Source organism: Sphingomonas sp. S2M10, from assembly GCF_012650175.1.
GTDB lineage: Bacteria > Pseudomonadota > Alphaproteobacteria > Sphingomonadales > Sphingomonadaceae > Sphingomonas.
On sequence record NZ_JAAILI010000008.1, the window covers coordinates 542,660 to 557,302 of the forward strand.

General features: G+C 67.5%; 18 protein-coding genes. 3 read left to right on the forward strand and 15 right to left on the reverse strand.

Going from position 1 to position 14,643, the window contains the following annotated elements:
• Positions 1–100 precede the first annotated feature (100 nt).
• From grxD to S2M10_RS04080, 15 genes are all read right to left on the reverse strand, one after another.
• On the reverse strand, positions 101–433 hold the full coding sequence (gene grxD / locus S2M10_RS04010) for a Grx4 family monothiol glutaredoxin (RefSeq protein ID WP_084582175.1): 333 nt from the start codon (positions 431–433) through the stop codon (positions 101–103).
• Positions 434–436: 3 nt separating this feature from the next.
• A complete protein-coding gene (locus S2M10_RS04015; RefSeq protein ID WP_064313164.1) occupies positions 437–676 on the reverse strand; it encodes a BolA family transcriptional regulator in 240 nt (79 codons plus the stop codon).
• 1 nt (position 677) lies between these two features.
• Positions 678–1,001, reverse strand: a complete 324-nt coding sequence (locus S2M10_RS04020) for a DUF1476 domain-containing protein (protein ID WP_168844959.1) — start codon at positions 999–1,001, stop codon at positions 678–680.
• A 320-nt stretch (positions 1,002–1,321) separates the two neighbouring features.
• Positions 1,322–1,474, reverse strand: a complete 153-nt coding sequence (locus S2M10_RS04025; RefSeq protein ID WP_168844960.1) for a hypothetical protein — start codon at positions 1,472–1,474, stop codon at positions 1,322–1,324.
• Positions 1,475–1,871: 397 nt separating this feature from the next.
• Complete coding sequence (locus tag S2M10_RS04030; RefSeq protein ID WP_211090832.1) at positions 1,872–2,873, reverse strand: NADPH:quinone oxidoreductase family protein; 1,002 nt, start codon at positions 2,871–2,873, stop codon at positions 1,872–1,874.
• Positions 2,836–3,465, reverse strand: a complete 630-nt coding sequence (leuD, locus tag S2M10_RS04035) for a 3-isopropylmalate dehydratase small subunit (protein ID WP_168844961.1) — start codon at positions 3,463–3,465, stop codon at positions 2,836–2,838. The genes S2M10_RS04030 and leuD overlap by 38 nt, the downstream gene beginning before the upstream one ends.
• 99 nt (positions 3,466–3,564) lie before the next feature.
• Positions 3,565–3,705 (reverse strand): hypothetical protein, encoded by a 141-nt coding sequence (locus S2M10_RS04040; protein WP_168844962.1) that lies wholly within the window; start codon positions 3,703–3,705, stop codon positions 3,565–3,567.
• 20 nt (positions 3,706–3,725) lie between these two features.
• Positions 3,726–5,168: a 3-isopropylmalate dehydratase large subunit gene (gene leuC / locus S2M10_RS04045; RefSeq protein ID WP_168844963.1), complete on the reverse strand. Its 1,443-nt coding sequence runs from the start codon at positions 5,166–5,168 to the stop codon at positions 3,726–3,728.
• A 233-nt stretch (positions 5,169–5,401) separates the two neighbouring features.
• Positions 5,402–6,358, reverse strand: coding sequence for an NAD(P)-dependent oxidoreductase (locus S2M10_RS04050; RefSeq protein WP_168844964.1), 957 nt, complete (start codon positions 6,356–6,358; stop codon positions 5,402–5,404).
• Positions 6,358–7,320: a bile acid:sodium symporter family protein gene (locus S2M10_RS04055; protein WP_168844965.1), complete on the reverse strand. Its 963-nt coding sequence runs from the start codon at positions 7,318–7,320 to the stop codon at positions 6,358–6,360. The genes S2M10_RS04050 and S2M10_RS04055 overlap by 1 nt, the downstream gene beginning before the upstream one ends.
• 64 nt (positions 7,321–7,384) lie before the next feature.
• Positions 7,385–8,062: a ferritin-like domain-containing protein gene (locus S2M10_RS04060; RefSeq protein ID WP_168844966.1), complete on the reverse strand. Its 678-nt coding sequence runs from the start codon at positions 8,060–8,062 to the stop codon at positions 7,385–7,387.
• Between the two features lie 31 nt (positions 8,063–8,093).
• Entirely contained in the window at positions 8,094–8,504 is a 411-nt protein-coding gene (locus tag S2M10_RS04065) for a thioesterase family protein (protein WP_168844967.1), read from the reverse strand.
• Positions 8,505–8,609: 105 nt separating this feature from the next.
• A complete protein-coding gene (locus S2M10_RS04070) occupies positions 8,610–9,380 on the reverse strand; it encodes a FadR/GntR family transcriptional regulator (protein ID WP_168844968.1) in 771 nt (256 codons plus the stop codon).
• 54 nt (positions 9,381–9,434) lie between these two features.
• The gene (locus S2M10_RS04075) at positions 9,435–10,508 is read right to left on the reverse strand and encodes an FAD-binding oxidoreductase (protein WP_168844969.1); all 1,074 of its coding nucleotides are present in this window, start codon (positions 10,506–10,508) and stop codon (positions 9,435–9,437) included.
• On the reverse strand, positions 10,505–11,443 hold the full coding sequence (locus tag S2M10_RS04080) for an alpha/beta hydrolase (protein ID WP_168844970.1): 939 nt from the start codon (positions 11,441–11,443) through the stop codon (positions 10,505–10,507). Before S2M10_RS04080 ends, S2M10_RS04075 begins: the two co-directional genes overlap by 4 nt.
• A 48-nt stretch (positions 11,444–11,491) precedes the next feature.
• Between S2M10_RS04080 and S2M10_RS04085 the strand changes: the two genes are divergently transcribed.
• Genes S2M10_RS04085 through S2M10_RS04095 form a run of 3 tightly spaced genes read left to right on the forward strand, consistent with a single transcriptional unit; the run spans position 11,492 to position 14,641 of the window.
• A complete protein-coding gene (locus S2M10_RS04085) occupies positions 11,492–11,968 on the forward strand; it encodes a prepilin peptidase (RefSeq protein ID WP_168844971.1) in 477 nt (158 codons plus the stop codon).
• Positions 11,969–12,024: 56 nt separating this feature from the next.
• Complete coding sequence (cpaB, locus tag S2M10_RS04090) at positions 12,025–13,059, forward strand: Flp pilus assembly protein CpaB (protein ID WP_168844972.1); 1,035 nt, start codon at positions 12,025–12,027, stop codon at positions 13,057–13,059.
• A 1-nt stretch (position 13,060) separates the two neighbouring features.
• Complete coding sequence (locus S2M10_RS04095) at positions 13,061–14,641, forward strand: type II and III secretion system protein family protein (RefSeq protein ID WP_168844973.1); 1,581 nt, start codon at positions 13,061–13,063, stop codon at positions 14,639–14,641.
• Positions 14,642–14,643: the final 2 nt, after the last annotated feature.

Genomic DNA, 14,643 nt, shown 5'->3' on the forward strand with positions numbered 1-14,643 from the left:
GCGTGAGGGCGGGCAGCGTACGAGAACGCGCAGCGCACAAACGAAAAGGGCCCCCGCCATCGGCAGGAGCCCCTTCCCTTCACCCGTACGAAGCGCGTCGTCAGGCCGAAGCCGCGACGCCCTTGTCGGCCATCAGCTGGGTCAGCTCGCCGCTTTCGTACATTTCCATCATGATGTCCGAGCCGCCGACGAACTCGCCCTTCACATAGAGCTGGGGGATGGTCGGCCAGTCGGAAAAGGCCTTGATGCCCTGGCGGACGCCCTGGTCCTGCAGCACGTCGACGCTGTCGAACTCGACGCCAAGATGGTTGAGGATCGCCACCGCGCGGCTCGAAAAACCGCACTGGGGGAAGAGGGGGCTGCCCTTCATGAACAGCAGCACGTCGCTGCCGTCGACCAGCTGCTGGATGCGGGCCTGGGTATCGTCGGTCATAGCTTACTCCTCGGGCGTCGCTTCGGTGGTCAGCTGGAGCGCGTGGAGCACGCCGCCCATCCGTCCACCCAGCGCCGCATAGACGGCCTGATGCTGCCGCACGCGCGGCATGCCCCGGAACATGGGGGCGACGACCCGCGCTGCATAGTGGTCGCCGTCGCCGGCGAGATCGGTGATCTCGATCTGGGCGTCGGGGATGCCGGCGCGGATCAGCGCCTCGATCTCGGCAGCGGGCATCGGCATGTTACTTTGCTTCCATCAGCTGGCGGCGCGCCTCGACGGTCTGCTCCTCGATCGCCCGGCGCACGGTGGCGTCGTCGATCTCGACATTCGCCGCGAGCATGTCGCCGAGCAGCTTGCGGATCACGTCCTCGTCGCCGGCTTCCTCGAAATCGGCCTGGACGACCGCCTTGGCATAGGCGTCGGTTTCTTCGGGGGTGAGACCCATCCTGGCGGCGGCCCACTGGCCGAGCAGCTTGTTGCGGCGCGCGATAATGCGAAACGCCATATCCTCGTCGCGCGCGAACTTCGCCTCGAACGCCCGTTCGCGATCGTCGAATGTGCTCATTACATGCCCCTTAGCTGAACTCGGGCCCGAGATAGGAGGACGGGGCCGTGCTGGCAACGGGGGTGGTTCCGGATGGTGGGGTTGTGGTGGTTCCGTCCTCTCCCGCCATGGCAGGGCGGCCTCACTGGACAACAAGGTCCTGCGGCGCCTCCAGACTATCGTCATTCCCGCGAAGGCGGGAATCCATTCGCCTGTGCGCTGGGGTATAGAACCGCGGCTTCAGCGCCAATGGATCCCCGCCTTCGCGGGGATGACGACGTATTTTGACTATGTACAATTGCCCAGCCCCGCACGGGGAGGATTGATATGGAAACGGGCAGTCAGATGCTTAGAGCGGCACCGATCATCGCCGCGACGATTAGAAACGGCGCGAGGAACGCGGCAACACCGCCGAGCCAGCCCCATTTCCTGTAAGCGCGCCCAATCCCGAACTCCCAGAAAAACTGAAGGACTGGCTCCACTATTTCCGCCATCGCATCACCTATCCGGCCGAAGCGTAGGAAATGGCGGCCCAATCGGACCGGCATTGGCGTCGACTAGCGTTTTGACCTCTTTGAAGCCCGCCCGGGCTACCATTCGGCGGGCGAGGTCGATGCACCGAGCCGGGACGTGCCGATCGTGGCGAATAACGATGCTGCCTCGGGGATCAAATCGATGCTTGAGATCGTCGACAAACATCGGGGCAGTCATCGCGACATCCCCGGTCCAAAGCACGCATTTACCGTCGTCGAAGGTCACCGCCACACCATAGCTCGGCCGTTGCTGGGGCACGGCTACCGCAGGCGTTGTGCCAAGCAGGACGCTTATCATGGCGATGAAGGCTCTTTCACCCATCGTCAAATTCTGCACCTTGCCTCGGTTGCATGCAACCTACCCAGCAACCCGCACCACCACCTTCCCGATCACCGACCGCGCCGCCATCTTGGCGATCGCGGCGCCGCCCTCGGCGAAGGGGAACACCTCCGTCACCTGCGGCGCGATCTTGCCCTCGTTCCACAGCCGGAACAGCGTGTCGACATGCGCGCGGTTGGCCTGGGGATCGCGCGCGGCGAAGGCGCCCCAGAACACGCCGCACACGTCGCAGCTCTTGAGCAGGGTCAAGTTGAGCGGCAGCTTCGGGATGCCCGCCGGGAAGCCGACCACCAGATAGCGCCCTTCCCAGCCGATCGCGCGGAGTGCCGGCTCGGCATAGTCGCCGCCTACGGGGTCGTAGATCACGTCCGCGCCCTTGGGGCCGACTGCCGCCTTGAACGCCTCGGCCAGCGCCTTCGAGGCTTCCTTGTCGAGCGGCCCGCGCGGGTAGACCAGCGTCGCATCCGCCCCCGCCGCCCGTGCTGCCTCGGCCTTTTCCTCGGAGGAGACCGCCGCCACCACCGTCGCGCCATAGGCCTTGCCCAGCTCGATCGCCGCGAGCCCGACGCCGCCGGCCGCGCCCAGCACCAGCAGCGTCTGCCCGGCCGTCAGCCTGCCGCGATCGAGCAGCGCATGGATCGTCGTCGCATAGGTGAGCAGCAGCGCCGCCCCGTCCTCGAAGCTGCGACCCTCGGGCAGGCGGTAGAGCTGCGCCGGGCTCAGCACCAACTTCTCGACCAGCCCGCCATGGCCCGGCACCGCGATCACCCGGTCGCCCGGCGCCCAGTCGGTGACGCCTTCGCCCACCGCTTCGACCATGCCGGCGATCTCGCCGCCCGGCGCGAACGGCCGGGGCGGCTTGAACTGGTAGCGGTCCTCGATGATCAGCACGTCGGGATAGTTGATCGCGCAGGCGCGCACCGCGACCAGCACCTGGCCCTTGCCCACTTGCGGATCGGGCAGCTCTTCCAGGCTTAGAGTATCAGGTCCGCCCGACGCCTTCGACAGCAACGCCTTCATGTCCGCCTCCTGGAGCGATCCACGGGCGTTCATGCGCAGCCGCGGACTCGAATTTCGAAATCGCGGTATCTTGTGCCAGCGTCATGCCGATCTCGTCCAGCCCCTGCATCAGGCAATCGCGGCGGAACGGGTCGAGCTCGAAGGCGAAGCGGTCCTGGAAGTCGGTCGTGACGGTCATCGTCTCCAGGTCGACGGTGATGGTGTTGGCGGTCGCCACCTGCACCAGCCGGTCGATCGCGTCCTGCGGCAGCACCACGGTGACGATACCGTTCTTGAAGGCGTTGCCCGAGAAGATGTCCGAGAAGCTCGGCGCGATCACCGCCTTGATGCCCATGTCCGCCAGCGCCCAGGCGGCATGCTCGCGGCTGGAGCCGCAGCCGAAATTCTCGCCTGCCACCAGGATCGGCGCGCCCGCATAGCGCGGATCGTCGAACAGATTGCCCGGCTCGGCGCGGACGCTTTCAAAGGCACCCTTGCCCAGCCCCTCGCGCGTCGTGGTCTTCAGCCAGTGCGCGGGGATGATGATATCCGTATCGATGTTCTTGGCGCCCCAGGGGTAGGCGCGGCCCGCAACCTGCTGGATCGGCTCCATCAGCGGCGCTCCGCCGACACGGTGTTCAGATGCATGGACACAGCTTTCCTAACGAATGGCCGGCGGCCATCCCGAATTTCCGGCAATCGGCCGCCCGCGTCAGCGCGGTGCGACGACAGCCCGTTCCAGCGCCGGCGTGGTCTTGATCGGAGTTTCCGGCCGCGGATAGGCACCCGCATAGGCAGCGGCGACACCGCTCAGAATCGTTCCGGCAATCAATGCGACGAGCGCCTTTTTCACGGCGTCTCTCCCCTTATCAGTTACGCGTTGTCCGCCATCAACTCGCGAACGTCCGTCAGGTGCCCGGTCACCGCCGCCGCCGCCGCCATGGCAGGCGAGACGAGGTGGGTACGGGCACCCGGCCCCTGCCGTCCTACGAAATTGCGATTCGAAGTGGAAGCACAACGTTCTCCGGCGGGAACCTTATCGGGATTCATCGCCAGGCACATCGAGCAGCCGGGCTCGCGCCACTGGAAGCCCGCCTCCACGAAGATCCGGTCGAGCCCTTCTTCCTCGGCCTGGCGCTTGACCAGCCCCGAGCCCGGCACGATCAGCGCCTGGCGGATGCGGTCGGCCACCTTGCGACCCTGCACCACCGCCGCGGCGGCGCGCAGATCCTCGATCCGGCTGTTGGTGCACGATCCGATGAAGATGTGCTCGACCGGAATATCCTGCATCGCGGTGCCGGGGGTGAGGCCCATATAGTCGAGCGAACGCTGCGCGGCGGCGCGCTTCGAGGGATCGGCGAAGCTCTCCGGATCGGGCACGACGCCCGTGATCGGCACCACGTCCTCGGGGCTGGTGCCCCAGGTGAGCGACGGTGCGATGTCCGCCGCATCCAGCGTCACGACCTTGTCGTAGCGCGCGCCCTTGTCGGTCGGGAGCGTCTGCCAATAGGCGATAGCGCGGTCCCATGCCTCGCCGGTCGGCGCCATCGGCCGCCCCTTGAGATAGTCGAAGGTCTTCTCGTCCGGCGCGATCAGGCCCGAGCGCGCACCACCCTCGATCGACATGTTGGAGATCGTCAGCCGCCCCTCGATCGAGAGGTCGCGGATCACCTCGCCGGTGAATTCGATGACATAGCCGGTGCCGCCGGCCGCGCCGATCTTGCCGATGATCGCCAGCACCACGTCCTTGGCGCTGACCCCGTGGCCGAGCGTGCCGTCGACGCGGACTTCCATCGTCTTGGATTGCTTGAGCAACAGCGTCTGGGTGGCGAGCACATGCTCGACCTCGCTCGTGCCGATGCCGAAGGCCAGCGCCCCCAGCGCGCCATGCGCCGAGGTGTGGCTGTCGCCGCAGACCAGCGTCGTGCCGGGCAGCGTGAAGCCCTGTTCGGGCCCGACGACATGGACGATCCCCTGCCGCGCATCGAGCGCGTCGATGTAGGGCACGCCGAAGTCGGCGACATTGCCGCGCAGCGCCGAGAGCTGGCCGGCGCTGGCCGGATCGGCGATCGGCAGCGGGTTGCCGGCGGCATCGACGCGCGGGGTGGTCGGCAGGTTGTGATCGGGCACCGCGAGGGTAAGGTCGGGGCGGCGCACCGTGCGATCGGCCGCGCGGAGGCCGGCAAAGGCCTGCGGGCTGGTGACTTCGTGGACGAGGTGCCGATCGATATAGATCAGGCAGGTGCCATCGTCTCGGCGCTCGACGACATGGTCGGCCCAGATCTTTTCGTACAAGGTGCGGGGTTCACGCGGCATGCGCGCGCTTTAATCGAATCGTGCGCGGATGCAAGGCTGAGAGACATTTTCTACCCCATCGCGCTCGTATGCACCAAAGGCAAGAGCAGTGCCCTGTGCCGAACATACCGAGTCTGCCGGGAAGAGGGAAGCGACCCCGTCGCGGACGACTCGAGGTGATGCAGCGCGAAAAGGCCCGCAACGGGATTGCGAGATAGTGGCGATGTCGTTGGCTGAGCGTGGCTCGTGCGGGATCAACCCGCCGCTTCCTTTGGCGAGACATAGCTGGGGTCATGCGCGAAGGGCAGCGGCGCACCGTCGCGCAGCGCCGCCAGCACCGCCGCGAAATCGGTCTCGCAGCGGAAGCCCAGCACGCGCTCGGCCAGCCCGGCATCATAGACCCGGCCGATGCTGGCGGGCAGCTCCCAGCCGCGCGCGGCATAGAGCGCTGCCGCCGCCGGAAAGGTCCGCGCGATCACCGCCGCCGCATCGCGCTTCAGCTCGGCGCAGTCCTCGCGCACGAACGGCGTCGGTGCGGAGATCACGAACACGCCGTGCCCCAGCAAGGGCGCCCGCTCGAGCGCGACCAGATGCGCGCGCGCCGCATCCTCCACCGTCAGCCGGCGGTGGAGCAGTTCGTTCGCCTTTAGGTTCTCGCCGGAGGGGACTGCATTAGTATCGTCGTCCTCGGGGAAGAAGCGGCTGGTGCGCAGCACGATCGTCGCCAGGCCCTGCTCGGCCGAGGCGATCCGGCACAGCCCCTCGGCGGCAAGCTTGGTGACGCCGTAGATATTGCGCGGCACGAGCGGGCCGCTCGCTTCGTCGAGCCACACCGCCGCATCACCGGCTTCGTTGCGGATCGCCTGGCTGATCATCAGCGAGGTGGTGGAGGTGAAGACAAAGCGGTCATGCCCCGCCGCCTTGGCGCATTCGAGCAGGTTGAGCGTGCCCGCCACGTTCACGTCGATAAAGGTCTGCGCCGGGTACCGCACGATGTCCGGCTTGTGCAGGCCGCCGGCATGAATCACCGCCTCAATGCCGTGCTCGGCAAACACTCGCTCGACCAGCGCGCGATCGGCGACCGAACCCAACACCTGCGTATCCACGCCAGGCGCCACGTCGAGGCCTGTCACCGCGTGCCCCGCATCGCGCAGCATCGGCGCGAGGAAGCGCCCCAGCCAGCCCGATGATCCGGTGAGCAGCACGCGCATCAGCTGCGCGCCCCATATTTCCGCGCCAGTACCGCGCAGACGAACAGCTGGAGCTGGTGGAAGATCATCAGCGGCAGCACGATGAGGCTCACCGCGCCGCCCGGAAACAGGATGGTCGCCATCGGGATGCCGCTCGCCATGCTTTTCTTTGAGCCGCAGAAGACGATGGCGATCTCGTCCTCCTTAGGAAAGCCGAGCTTGCGGCTGCCGATCATTGTCGTCGCGATGACGATGCCGAGCAGGACCGCGTTGAACGCCAGCACCAGCGCCAGATCGGTCGGCGACACGCGGCCCCACACCCCTGCCACCATGCCCTCGCTGAACGCCGCATAGACGACGAGCAGGATCGACCCGCGATCGACCACCATGGTGAGGGTACGATGCTTGACGATGAAGCCGCCGATCAGCGGCCGGGCGGCCTGTCCTGCCGCGAAGGGCAGCAGGATCTGCATCGCGATCGATTCAAGCTGGCCAAGCGAAAAGCCCGTCCCGCTGCCATGCGGCAGCAGCGCTGCCACCAGCAGCGGCGTGATGATCACCCCGATCAGATTGGAGAGCGAGGCGCTGCACAAAGCCGCCGGCACGTTGCCGCGCGCGATCGACGTGAAGGCGATCGACGATTGCACGGTGGAGGGCAGCAAACAGAGGAACAGGATGCCGATCGCGATGCCGCTCGGCAGCACCTGCTCCGCCAGCGCATAGGCGCCGACGCCGAGCACCGGGAAGAGCAGGAAGGTGCTGAGGAACACCGTCAGTTGCAGCCGCCAGTTCGACAACCCCGCCCAAATCGCCGCGGGCGCCAGCCGTGCGCCGTAGAGGAAGAACAGCAGCGCCACCGCGATCGTCACTGCCTCATCGGCGATGCTCGCCCACATGCCCCGTGCGGGCAACAGCGCAGCGAGCCCCACCGTGCCGAGCAGCAGCAAAAGATAAGGATCGATCCAGCGACGTAAGGCGGCCATGCGGATACTCGCACCATGGAGACTGCGCACGCCCATGCGCGCCGCTCCCCTGCGGCGCAAGCGCTCAGGCCGCTGCAGGCATTTGCATCGGGCGCAATTCCTCGCGCGCGTCCGCCCAGTCGGTGCGCCGGCGCACGAAGGGATTGAGGAACAGGAGGGGCAGCTTCACGAACAGCAGCTCGGAATGGATGAAGCTGTCCACCGCGCGCTCCCACCAGCGCGGATCGCGCTTGCCGTGCGCGCGCAGCCAGCCGTCATAGGGTGCCCAGTGGCTCGGCTCGTCCTTCTCGATGATCCGGAAGATGCGGGTGAGCACCTTGTCGCGCAGCACCACCGGATGGTTGAGCAGCACATGCACCTGGCGATGGCCGCGCTGTTCGGTGAGGGAAATGACGCGGCACAGCTTCTCGAATTGCGCATCGTCCTCGATCAGCTTCCGCGTATCCAGTTCATCGATGCGCCGGCCGAACATGATCTCGACGAAGCGATCGATATGGCCGCAGGTCCGATCCACGCGGAGCGGCATCCGGCCCTGCAATTCGAACCAGCGCTTGAACATCTGGTAATGCTTACGCTCGTCGGCGCGGTGCTTCTCGATTGCGTCGATCAGCGCGTGATCGTCGGGAGATCGGGCGCGGACCGCCTCCAGCACACGATCGATGCTCGTGTAGCCGCGATGCTCGTTGTAGATGTAGATCGATCCCAGCAGGTCGAGATAGCGGCGGCGGAACGCGGATAACATCGCCGGACGCTATGCCGCCGGCCCGTGCCGGTCAATCGGCGGGCTTGACGAAGAAATGATCGATCACGTCCTTGGCGAGCCGCGCCGGGCGCTTGGTCTCCGCATCCAGGCAGCACCAGCTGGACTTTACCTCGGCCAGCACCTCGGATCCGCGGCGGATGATCGTCTCGTAGAAGGCCCGTGCGCCCTGCACCTTTTCGAGCAGCACGGTAGCGACCACGTCGTCCTCCAGGAAGGCGGGACGGCGATAGGTGATCTCGTGCTTGAGCGCGACCCACAAATGCTCGGCCACCGCCTCGACCGGGGCTAGCGCCTGCCAGTGGCTCACCACCGCCGCCTGTACCCATTTGAGGTAGGAGGCATTGTTGACATGCCCCATAAAGTCGATGTCGTCCTGGGCGACGTCGACCCGGAATTCAAAGGGAATCGCGGTGTTGCTCACCCTACCATCATAGACGAAGCCGACGCGACAAGCGACCCGGGGACACGTGAAAATACGCGGAATCGGGACAAGTATGGCGATCCACGCATGCCGTAGCGGCAGACGTCACGCCGGACCGATTTCCAGCCGCTTCGCCAGCGTGTCGCGGCGCGCGTCAAGCTCGTGCCGGGCGCGTTCCAGCAGCTCCAGTTCGGTCGCCTCCAGCAGATCGTCGACCACGCCGCGCAGGTGCCGCCGCATCGCCGCCCGGGCGCCGTGCGGATCACGGGCGTGGAGCGCATCGAGGATCGGGCGGTGCTCGTCATAGCGCGGGTTCACGCCGTTGCGGCGCGCACGATCGAACATGTTGGCGCAGAGCGGCGAGCGGGTGCGCAGCTCCCACAGATATTCCACCACGCTGCGGATGGCCGCGTTGCCAGTCGCGTTGGCTACCGCGATGTGGAAGCGGTGATCGGCATCGAACAGCGTCGCGTTGCCGGTAGCGGGATCGGCCATTTCCTGGGCGATCTGGTCCAGTTCGGCCAGTTGCTCGGCGGTGATCGACACCGCCGCCAGCGCCGCCGCCTCACCCTCGAACAGGATGCGCGCCTCGGTGAGGTCGAAGGCACCGATGTCGAGGTTCAGCGCGTCCTCGCGCAGCCCGCCCGAGCTGTCGCGGTGGGTGACGTAGAGTCCCGAGCCGTGCCGCGCCTCGATCCAGCCCTTCATCTCCAGCGCGATCATCGCCTCGCGGATAGTCGGCCGACTGACCTTATATTCCTCGGCGAGATCGCGTTCGCCCGGCAGCCGCGTGCCGGGGGCCCAGCGGCCGCCCTCGATCCCGTCGGCGATCGACGCGGCAACGCGCTGGTAGAGTTTGCTTCGATTGAGTTTCATCACCCTTTCTCATAGGCGAGCGACGGATTTTCGCAAAGCCTTTGGCCTTACCAATCATTCCCGGAAACGATCAGGAAGATAGCGGCCGGGGTCCAGCGCCGGAGACTCGCCCCGCAGCAGCCGGCTGGCCAATTCGGCCGCGGCCGGTGCGGTCTGGATGCCGAAGCCGCCTTGCCCGGCGCACCAGAAGAAGGCAGGCGTCACTGGATCGAAGCCGTAGACGGGGCGGCGATCGGGCGCAAAGCTGCGCAGCCCGGCCCAGCGATGCTCGAGCGCGGCAACGCGCCAGTCCACCACCTGCTCGAAGCGATCGATCGCGGTGGCGACGTCGATCTCCTCGGGCGCGGCGTCGCAAGGTGGGCTGTCCACTTCGTCATGTGGAGTCAGCCACAACCGCCCCCCGGCTTCGGGCTTGAAGTAGAAGGTGCCGCCCAAATCGCTGACCAACGGGGTGCCTGCGGGGGGCGCGGGATCCGTACGCAGCTGGACCATGGTCCGGCGATAGGGTTGCAGCCCGATCGGCTGCACCCCGGCCAGCGCCGCGATCTGGTCCGCCCAGGCGCCTGCGGCATTGACCAGAAGGTCGGCGGCAAACACCCCGCCGCGCGTCTCCAGCCGCCAGCGCCCGCCGTCGCGCGCGGCGCCGATAAGCGCGGCCGAACATTGCAGTGCGGCACCCGCTGCGCGGGCACGGGCGAGGAAATGCTGATGCAGCGCCGCCACGTCGATATAGGCGCAGCCCGGTTCGTGCACACCCAGCGCCCAACCTTCGCGCAAGCCCGGCAGCATCGTCCGCGGGTCCACCGCGTGAAGCAGCACTCCGCGCCCCTCGAACGCGGCGAGGAAGGCATCCACCCGGCGCTGGTCACCGGTGCGGGCAAGGTGCAGTTCGCCCAGTGGATCAAGGAAGCCGCCATCGCGCAGCATCGGCCCGGACGCGGTGGTGAGCGGCTGGACGTCGGGCCCGCCATAAGTTTCGGACCAGAAGGCTGCCGACCGGCCCGTCGCGTGATAGCCGGGCCTATCCTCGGCCTCGAGCAGGAGCACCTGCGCGTGCGGTGCCAGTTCGGCGGCGAGGCTCGCGCCCGCGATACCGGCGCCGACGATGGCGACGTCGAACCCGCTCACGGACGCGGCGCCCGCGCGGCCAGAAAGCCGTCGATCGCCGCCAGCGCCCGGTCCCGCACCGGATCGGCCTCGCGCAGGATCTCGTGCGCGCTGTCCGGCCCGAAGCGGAGGACCGCAGCGTCCGGCAGGCGCGACGCAATCCGCAGCGCGGCGCGCGCATCCACCAGCCCGTCCGCCTCGGCGATGAGCAGCAGCAGCGGCGTGCCCACCGCCTCGATTGCCCCCGCTTCCAAATCGGCCATCGATCGGAACGCCGCGACCAGCCATTGCCAGCTCGGCGGGCCGGTCAGCAGCGCGCGGTCCTGCGCCTGCCACCACAGCTCGTCCGCATAGCGGGCGGGATCATGGGTCAGCAGATTGGCGCGGGTTTCGGTGGTGTAGGGCTTTTCGTTGCCCCTCCACGCCGGGCGACGCGGATCGCCGAGCCTGGACAGAAAGCGCGCCATCGGCGCCGCCAGCCTGCCCAGCGCGCTGCGCACCCCCAGCATCGGCGCGACGAGCACCGCCATGTCGGGCGCGATCGCGCCTTCCGCAAGTCCGCGCAGCACCAGATGCCCGCCCATCGAATGGCCCATCACCACATGCGGGCCCGGCGTCTCCGCCATCCACTGCGCTGCAAAGGCGCGCAGATCTGCGATATAGGTGCCGAAATCGTCGATATGGCCGCAATTTGCCTTGGGCGTCAGCCGTCCGGATCCGCCCTGCCCGCGCCAGTCAAAGGCGGTGATCGTCCAGCCCGCTGCGTGCCAATGGACGAAGCTCTCCAGATATTTCTCGAACACGTCGCCACGGCCGGTCTGGAACAGGATGCTGCCGCGCGGGCTGCCTTCGGCGCGCCAGTGGAAGCGGCGGAGCGGCCAACCGTCGGGCGCTGTCCAGCGGTCGATCACCGCGTCTTTCGCTATCGCACGCGCAAAATTCCGGGAAACTGCCATGCAGCGTGGTTACGGTTTCGTAAGCCGGTCCGTCTACCCATTTGGGCCATGGGGGCGATGTTCCAGCTCGGTCTGCTCGGCGCGCTTGCGCTGCTCCTGGTGTCGGCCGGGATCGAGGACATTCGCTTCCGCACCATTGCCAACACCAAGAACGCCGCGATCGCGCTCGCCGCGCCGCTGTGGTGGTGGACGACGGGCATGCCGATCTGGCCGGACATCGCCGTCCAGATCGGATGCGCCTCGATCGTCTTTGCGGTGTTCGTCGCGGTGTTCGCCTTCGGGATGATGGGGGGCGGCGACGTGAAGCTGATCGGCGCGCTGGCGCTGTGGCTGCCGCTGGTCCCGCTGCTGCGGATGCTGGTGCTGATGTCGCTGCTCGGCGGGGCGCTTACCCTCGGCATGCTGGTCCATGCCAGGCTGCGCCGCCCGCGACCGGATGCAGCGATCGAGGTGCCGTACGGCGTCGCGATCGCCTTGGGGGCGCTGATTGTCCTGTACGAACCGATTCTTAACCGGATCGGATGATACTTAACGCCGCCACAACCGGGTCGGCCAAAGAATTCGAGAAGGCGTAATTCCGCATGGACGCACGTAGGCTGTTGCTGCTCGTGGGAGCGTTGGTGATCGCGGCGGTGACCGCGGTCATGGCGCGCAGCCTGGTGCTCGGCGCCGGCGCACCCACTGCCGGCGCGATGGCGCCGGGCGTCGCCGCCGCCCCGCCGCAGCCGGTCAACACCACCGAAGTGCTGGTCGCCAAGCGCGCGCTGCCGGTGGGCACCATTCTCGATGCCACCGCGCTGGAATTCCGTCCCTGGCCCAAGGATCTCGTCGAGGGCGCCTATTATGTCCGCGGCCAGAGCGAGCCCGCCAAACTGCAGGGCACCGTCGTCCGCTTCGCCATTCCCGCCGGCCAGCCGGTGACGCAAGGCGCGCTGGTCAAGCCCGGCGACCGCGGCTTCCTCGCCGCCGCGCTCGGCCCCGGCATGCGCGCCGTCACCGTTCCCGTCTCGGCGCAGAGTGCGGTCGCCGGCTTCGTCTTTCCAGGCGACCATATCGACCTGATCCTGACCCAGACGGTGAGCGGCGAAGGCCCGCCCCTGCGCGCCTCGGAAACGGTCCTGCGCAACCTGCGCGTGCTCGCCACCGACCAGCGGACCGACAAGCAGACCGACGACAAGGGCAAGACCGTCGTCACCGCCTATTCGACCGTCACCGTCGAGGCGACGCCAAAGATCGCCGAAAAGATCGCCGTTGCGCAAACGGTGGGCACGCTCTCGCTCTCGCTGCGCTCGCTCGCCGACACGCAGAGCGATCTCGACGAGGCGATCGCCAGCGGCGCGGTCAGCGTGCCCGACGACCCCAAGAATGAAAAGGCGTTCCTCGCCCGTGCCACCAGCCGACCGCAGGACGACAGTGACTCCTATGTCACCGGCGCCGACGTCTCGCGCTTCCAGCGTCGCAGCGTCCCGGCGAAGGAATCCGCATCTGGCGGCATGATGGCCTCTGCGCCCGCGCCGGAGGCCGGAGCCCCCGTGGCGGCGCAATCGATCGGCCCGGTGGTGCGCGTCGTGCGCGGCAGCGAAGCCAGCCTGGTGCCCGTGGGCGGAAAGAACTGAGATGCAGCGCACCCTTCCCCTCGGCACGGCGGTCCTTGCCGTGCTGCTCGCCGCCCCACACGCGCTCGCACAGAGCCGAACCAGCAAGCCGGTTGCCCGCATGGCGCAGCTCCCCGCCGGCAGCCAACGCCCGGCGCGCGAGGTGCTGCTCTCGATCGGCGAGGGCGAACTCGTCACCCTGCCCGCCGCCGCCGCCAATGTCTGGACGTCCAACCCCGGCGTCGCCGACGTCTATGTCGCCAGCACCCGCCAGATCCACCTGTACGGCAAGGCGTTTGGCGAGGCGACGGTGTTCGCCACCAGCGCCAGCGGCGCGATCGTCTATTCCGCCAATGTCCGCGTCAGCCAGAACATCAGCAGCATCGACGCGATGATGAAGGCGGCGATGCCCGATTCGGACATAACCGTCGCCACGGTCGGTCAGATCGCCGTGATCAACGGCACTGTGCGCTCGCCGCAGGACAGCGAACAGGCGCAGCGGCTGGTCACCAGCCTCCTCAATCCAGGCGTAAACCCCAATGATGCCAATGCCGCGCTCAAGATCGGCGTGGTCAACCGGTTGCGTACCGCGACGCCGCTGCAGGTGCAGCTGCAGGTCCGCTTCGCCGAGGTGAGCCGCAGCTTCGTCAAGAACCTCAACGTCAACCTGACGAACCGGGACCAAGGCCGCTTCCTGTTCGGGATCAACCAGGGCAAGCAGGGCACGATCAGCACCTATACCGGCACGGGCGTCGATCCGGCGACCGGCGCCACGGCGGGCGGCAAGGTCTACACCTTCCCCACACCCAGCACCGGCAACACGCTGCTTGGCGCGGCGGGGCGCTTCCTCGGCACCGATCTGCTTGCCAGCCTCGATTTCGGCGAAACGATCGGGCAGGTTTCCACCCTTGCCACGCCCAGCCTCACCGCCCTTTCCGGCGAGACCGCCAATTTCCTCGCGGGCGGCGAGATTCCCATCCCGATCGCGCAGGCGCTCGGCACCACCACGGTGGAATACAAGCAATACGGTGTCAGTCTGGCCTTCACCCCCACCGTGCTGGCCGACGGACGCATCTCGCTGCACGTGCGGCCGGAAGTGTCGCAGCTCTCCTCGTCGGGTGCGGTGACGCTGGCCAATACCACCATCCCGGCGCTCACCACCCGCCGCAGCGAGACGACCGTCGAGCTCGGCTCGGGCGAGAGCATGGTGATCGGCGGCCTGCTCCAGAACACCCACAACAACTCGATCACCAAGACGCCGGGCTTGGGCGACATGCCGATCCTCGGCACGCTGTTCCGCTCGAACGCGTTCCAGCGAAACGAGACCGAACTGGTGATCGTGATCACGCCCTATCTGGTCCGCCCGGTGAACGCGAACCAGATCCGCCTGCCGACCGACGGCTACAAGGCGCCCAACGACTTCGACCGCATCTTCATGGGCGAACTTGCCGGCGGCAAAAGCGGCGGCGATCGCCCGATGCCCAGCATGGCGCCGCCCAGCGCCGCGCCGACGAGCGAAGCCCTGGTCCCCGCCCCGATCGCGCCGCTCCCCCCGGCGCGCAAGTCCAAGAATGCTGCGGCCGCACCTGGCTTCGGTCTGTGATG

Excerpts from the sequence above, each read along its gene's own strand:
- S2M10_RS04050 (WP_168844964.1), bottom strand. The coding sequence starts at position 6,358 with ATGCGCGTGCTGCTCACCGGATCATCGGGCTGGCTGGGGCGCTTCCTC.
- S2M10_RS04095 (WP_168844973.1), top strand. The coding sequence starts at position 13,061 with ATGCAGCGCACCCTTCCCCTCGGCACGGCGGTCCTTGCCGTGCTGCTC.
- S2M10_RS04015 (WP_064313164.1), bottom strand. The coding sequence starts at position 676 with ATGCCGATGCCCGCTGCCGAGATCGAGGCGCTGATCCGCGCCGGCATC.
- S2M10_RS04085 (WP_168844971.1), top strand. The coding sequence starts at position 11,492 with ATGGGGGCGATGTTCCAGCTCGGTCTGCTCGGCGCGCTTGCGCTGCTC.
- S2M10_RS04080 (WP_168844970.1), bottom strand. The coding sequence starts at position 11,443 with ATGGCAGTTTCCCGGAATTTTGCGCGTGCGATAGCGAAAGACGCGGTG.
- leuC (WP_168844963.1), bottom strand. The coding sequence starts at position 5,168 with ATGCCGCGTGAACCCCGCACCTTGTACGAAAAGATCTGGGCCGACCAT.
- S2M10_RS04070 (WP_168844968.1), bottom strand. The coding sequence starts at position 9,380 with ATGAAACTCAATCGAAGCAAACTCTACCAGCGCGTTGCCGCGTCGATC.
- S2M10_RS04020 (WP_168844959.1), bottom strand. The coding sequence starts at position 1,001 with ATGAGCACATTCGACGATCGCGAACGGGCGTTCGAGGCGAAGTTCGCG.
- leuD (WP_168844961.1), bottom strand. The coding sequence starts at position 3,465 with ATGGAGCCGATCCAGCAGGTTGCGGGCCGCGCCTACCCCTGGGGCGCC.
- S2M10_RS04060 (WP_168844966.1), bottom strand. The coding sequence starts at position 8,062 with ATGTTATCCGCGTTCCGCCGCCGCTATCTCGACCTGCTGGGATCGATC.
- grxD (WP_084582175.1), bottom strand. The coding sequence starts at position 433 with ATGACCGACGATACCCAGGCCCGCATCCAGCAGCTGGTCGACGGCAGC.
- S2M10_RS04030 (WP_211090832.1), bottom strand. The coding sequence starts at position 2,873 with ATGAAGGCGTTGCTGTCGAAGGCGTCGGGCGGACCTGATACTCTAAGC.
- S2M10_RS04055 (WP_168844965.1), bottom strand. The coding sequence starts at position 7,320 with ATGGCCGCCTTACGTCGCTGGATCGATCCTTATCTTTTGCTGCTGCTC.
- S2M10_RS04025 (WP_168844960.1), bottom strand. The coding sequence starts at position 1,474 with ATGGCGGAAATAGTGGAGCCAGTCCTTCAGTTTTTCTGGGAGTTCGGG.
- cpaB (WP_168844972.1), top strand. The coding sequence starts at position 12,025 with ATGGACGCACGTAGGCTGTTGCTGCTCGTGGGAGCGTTGGTGATCGCG.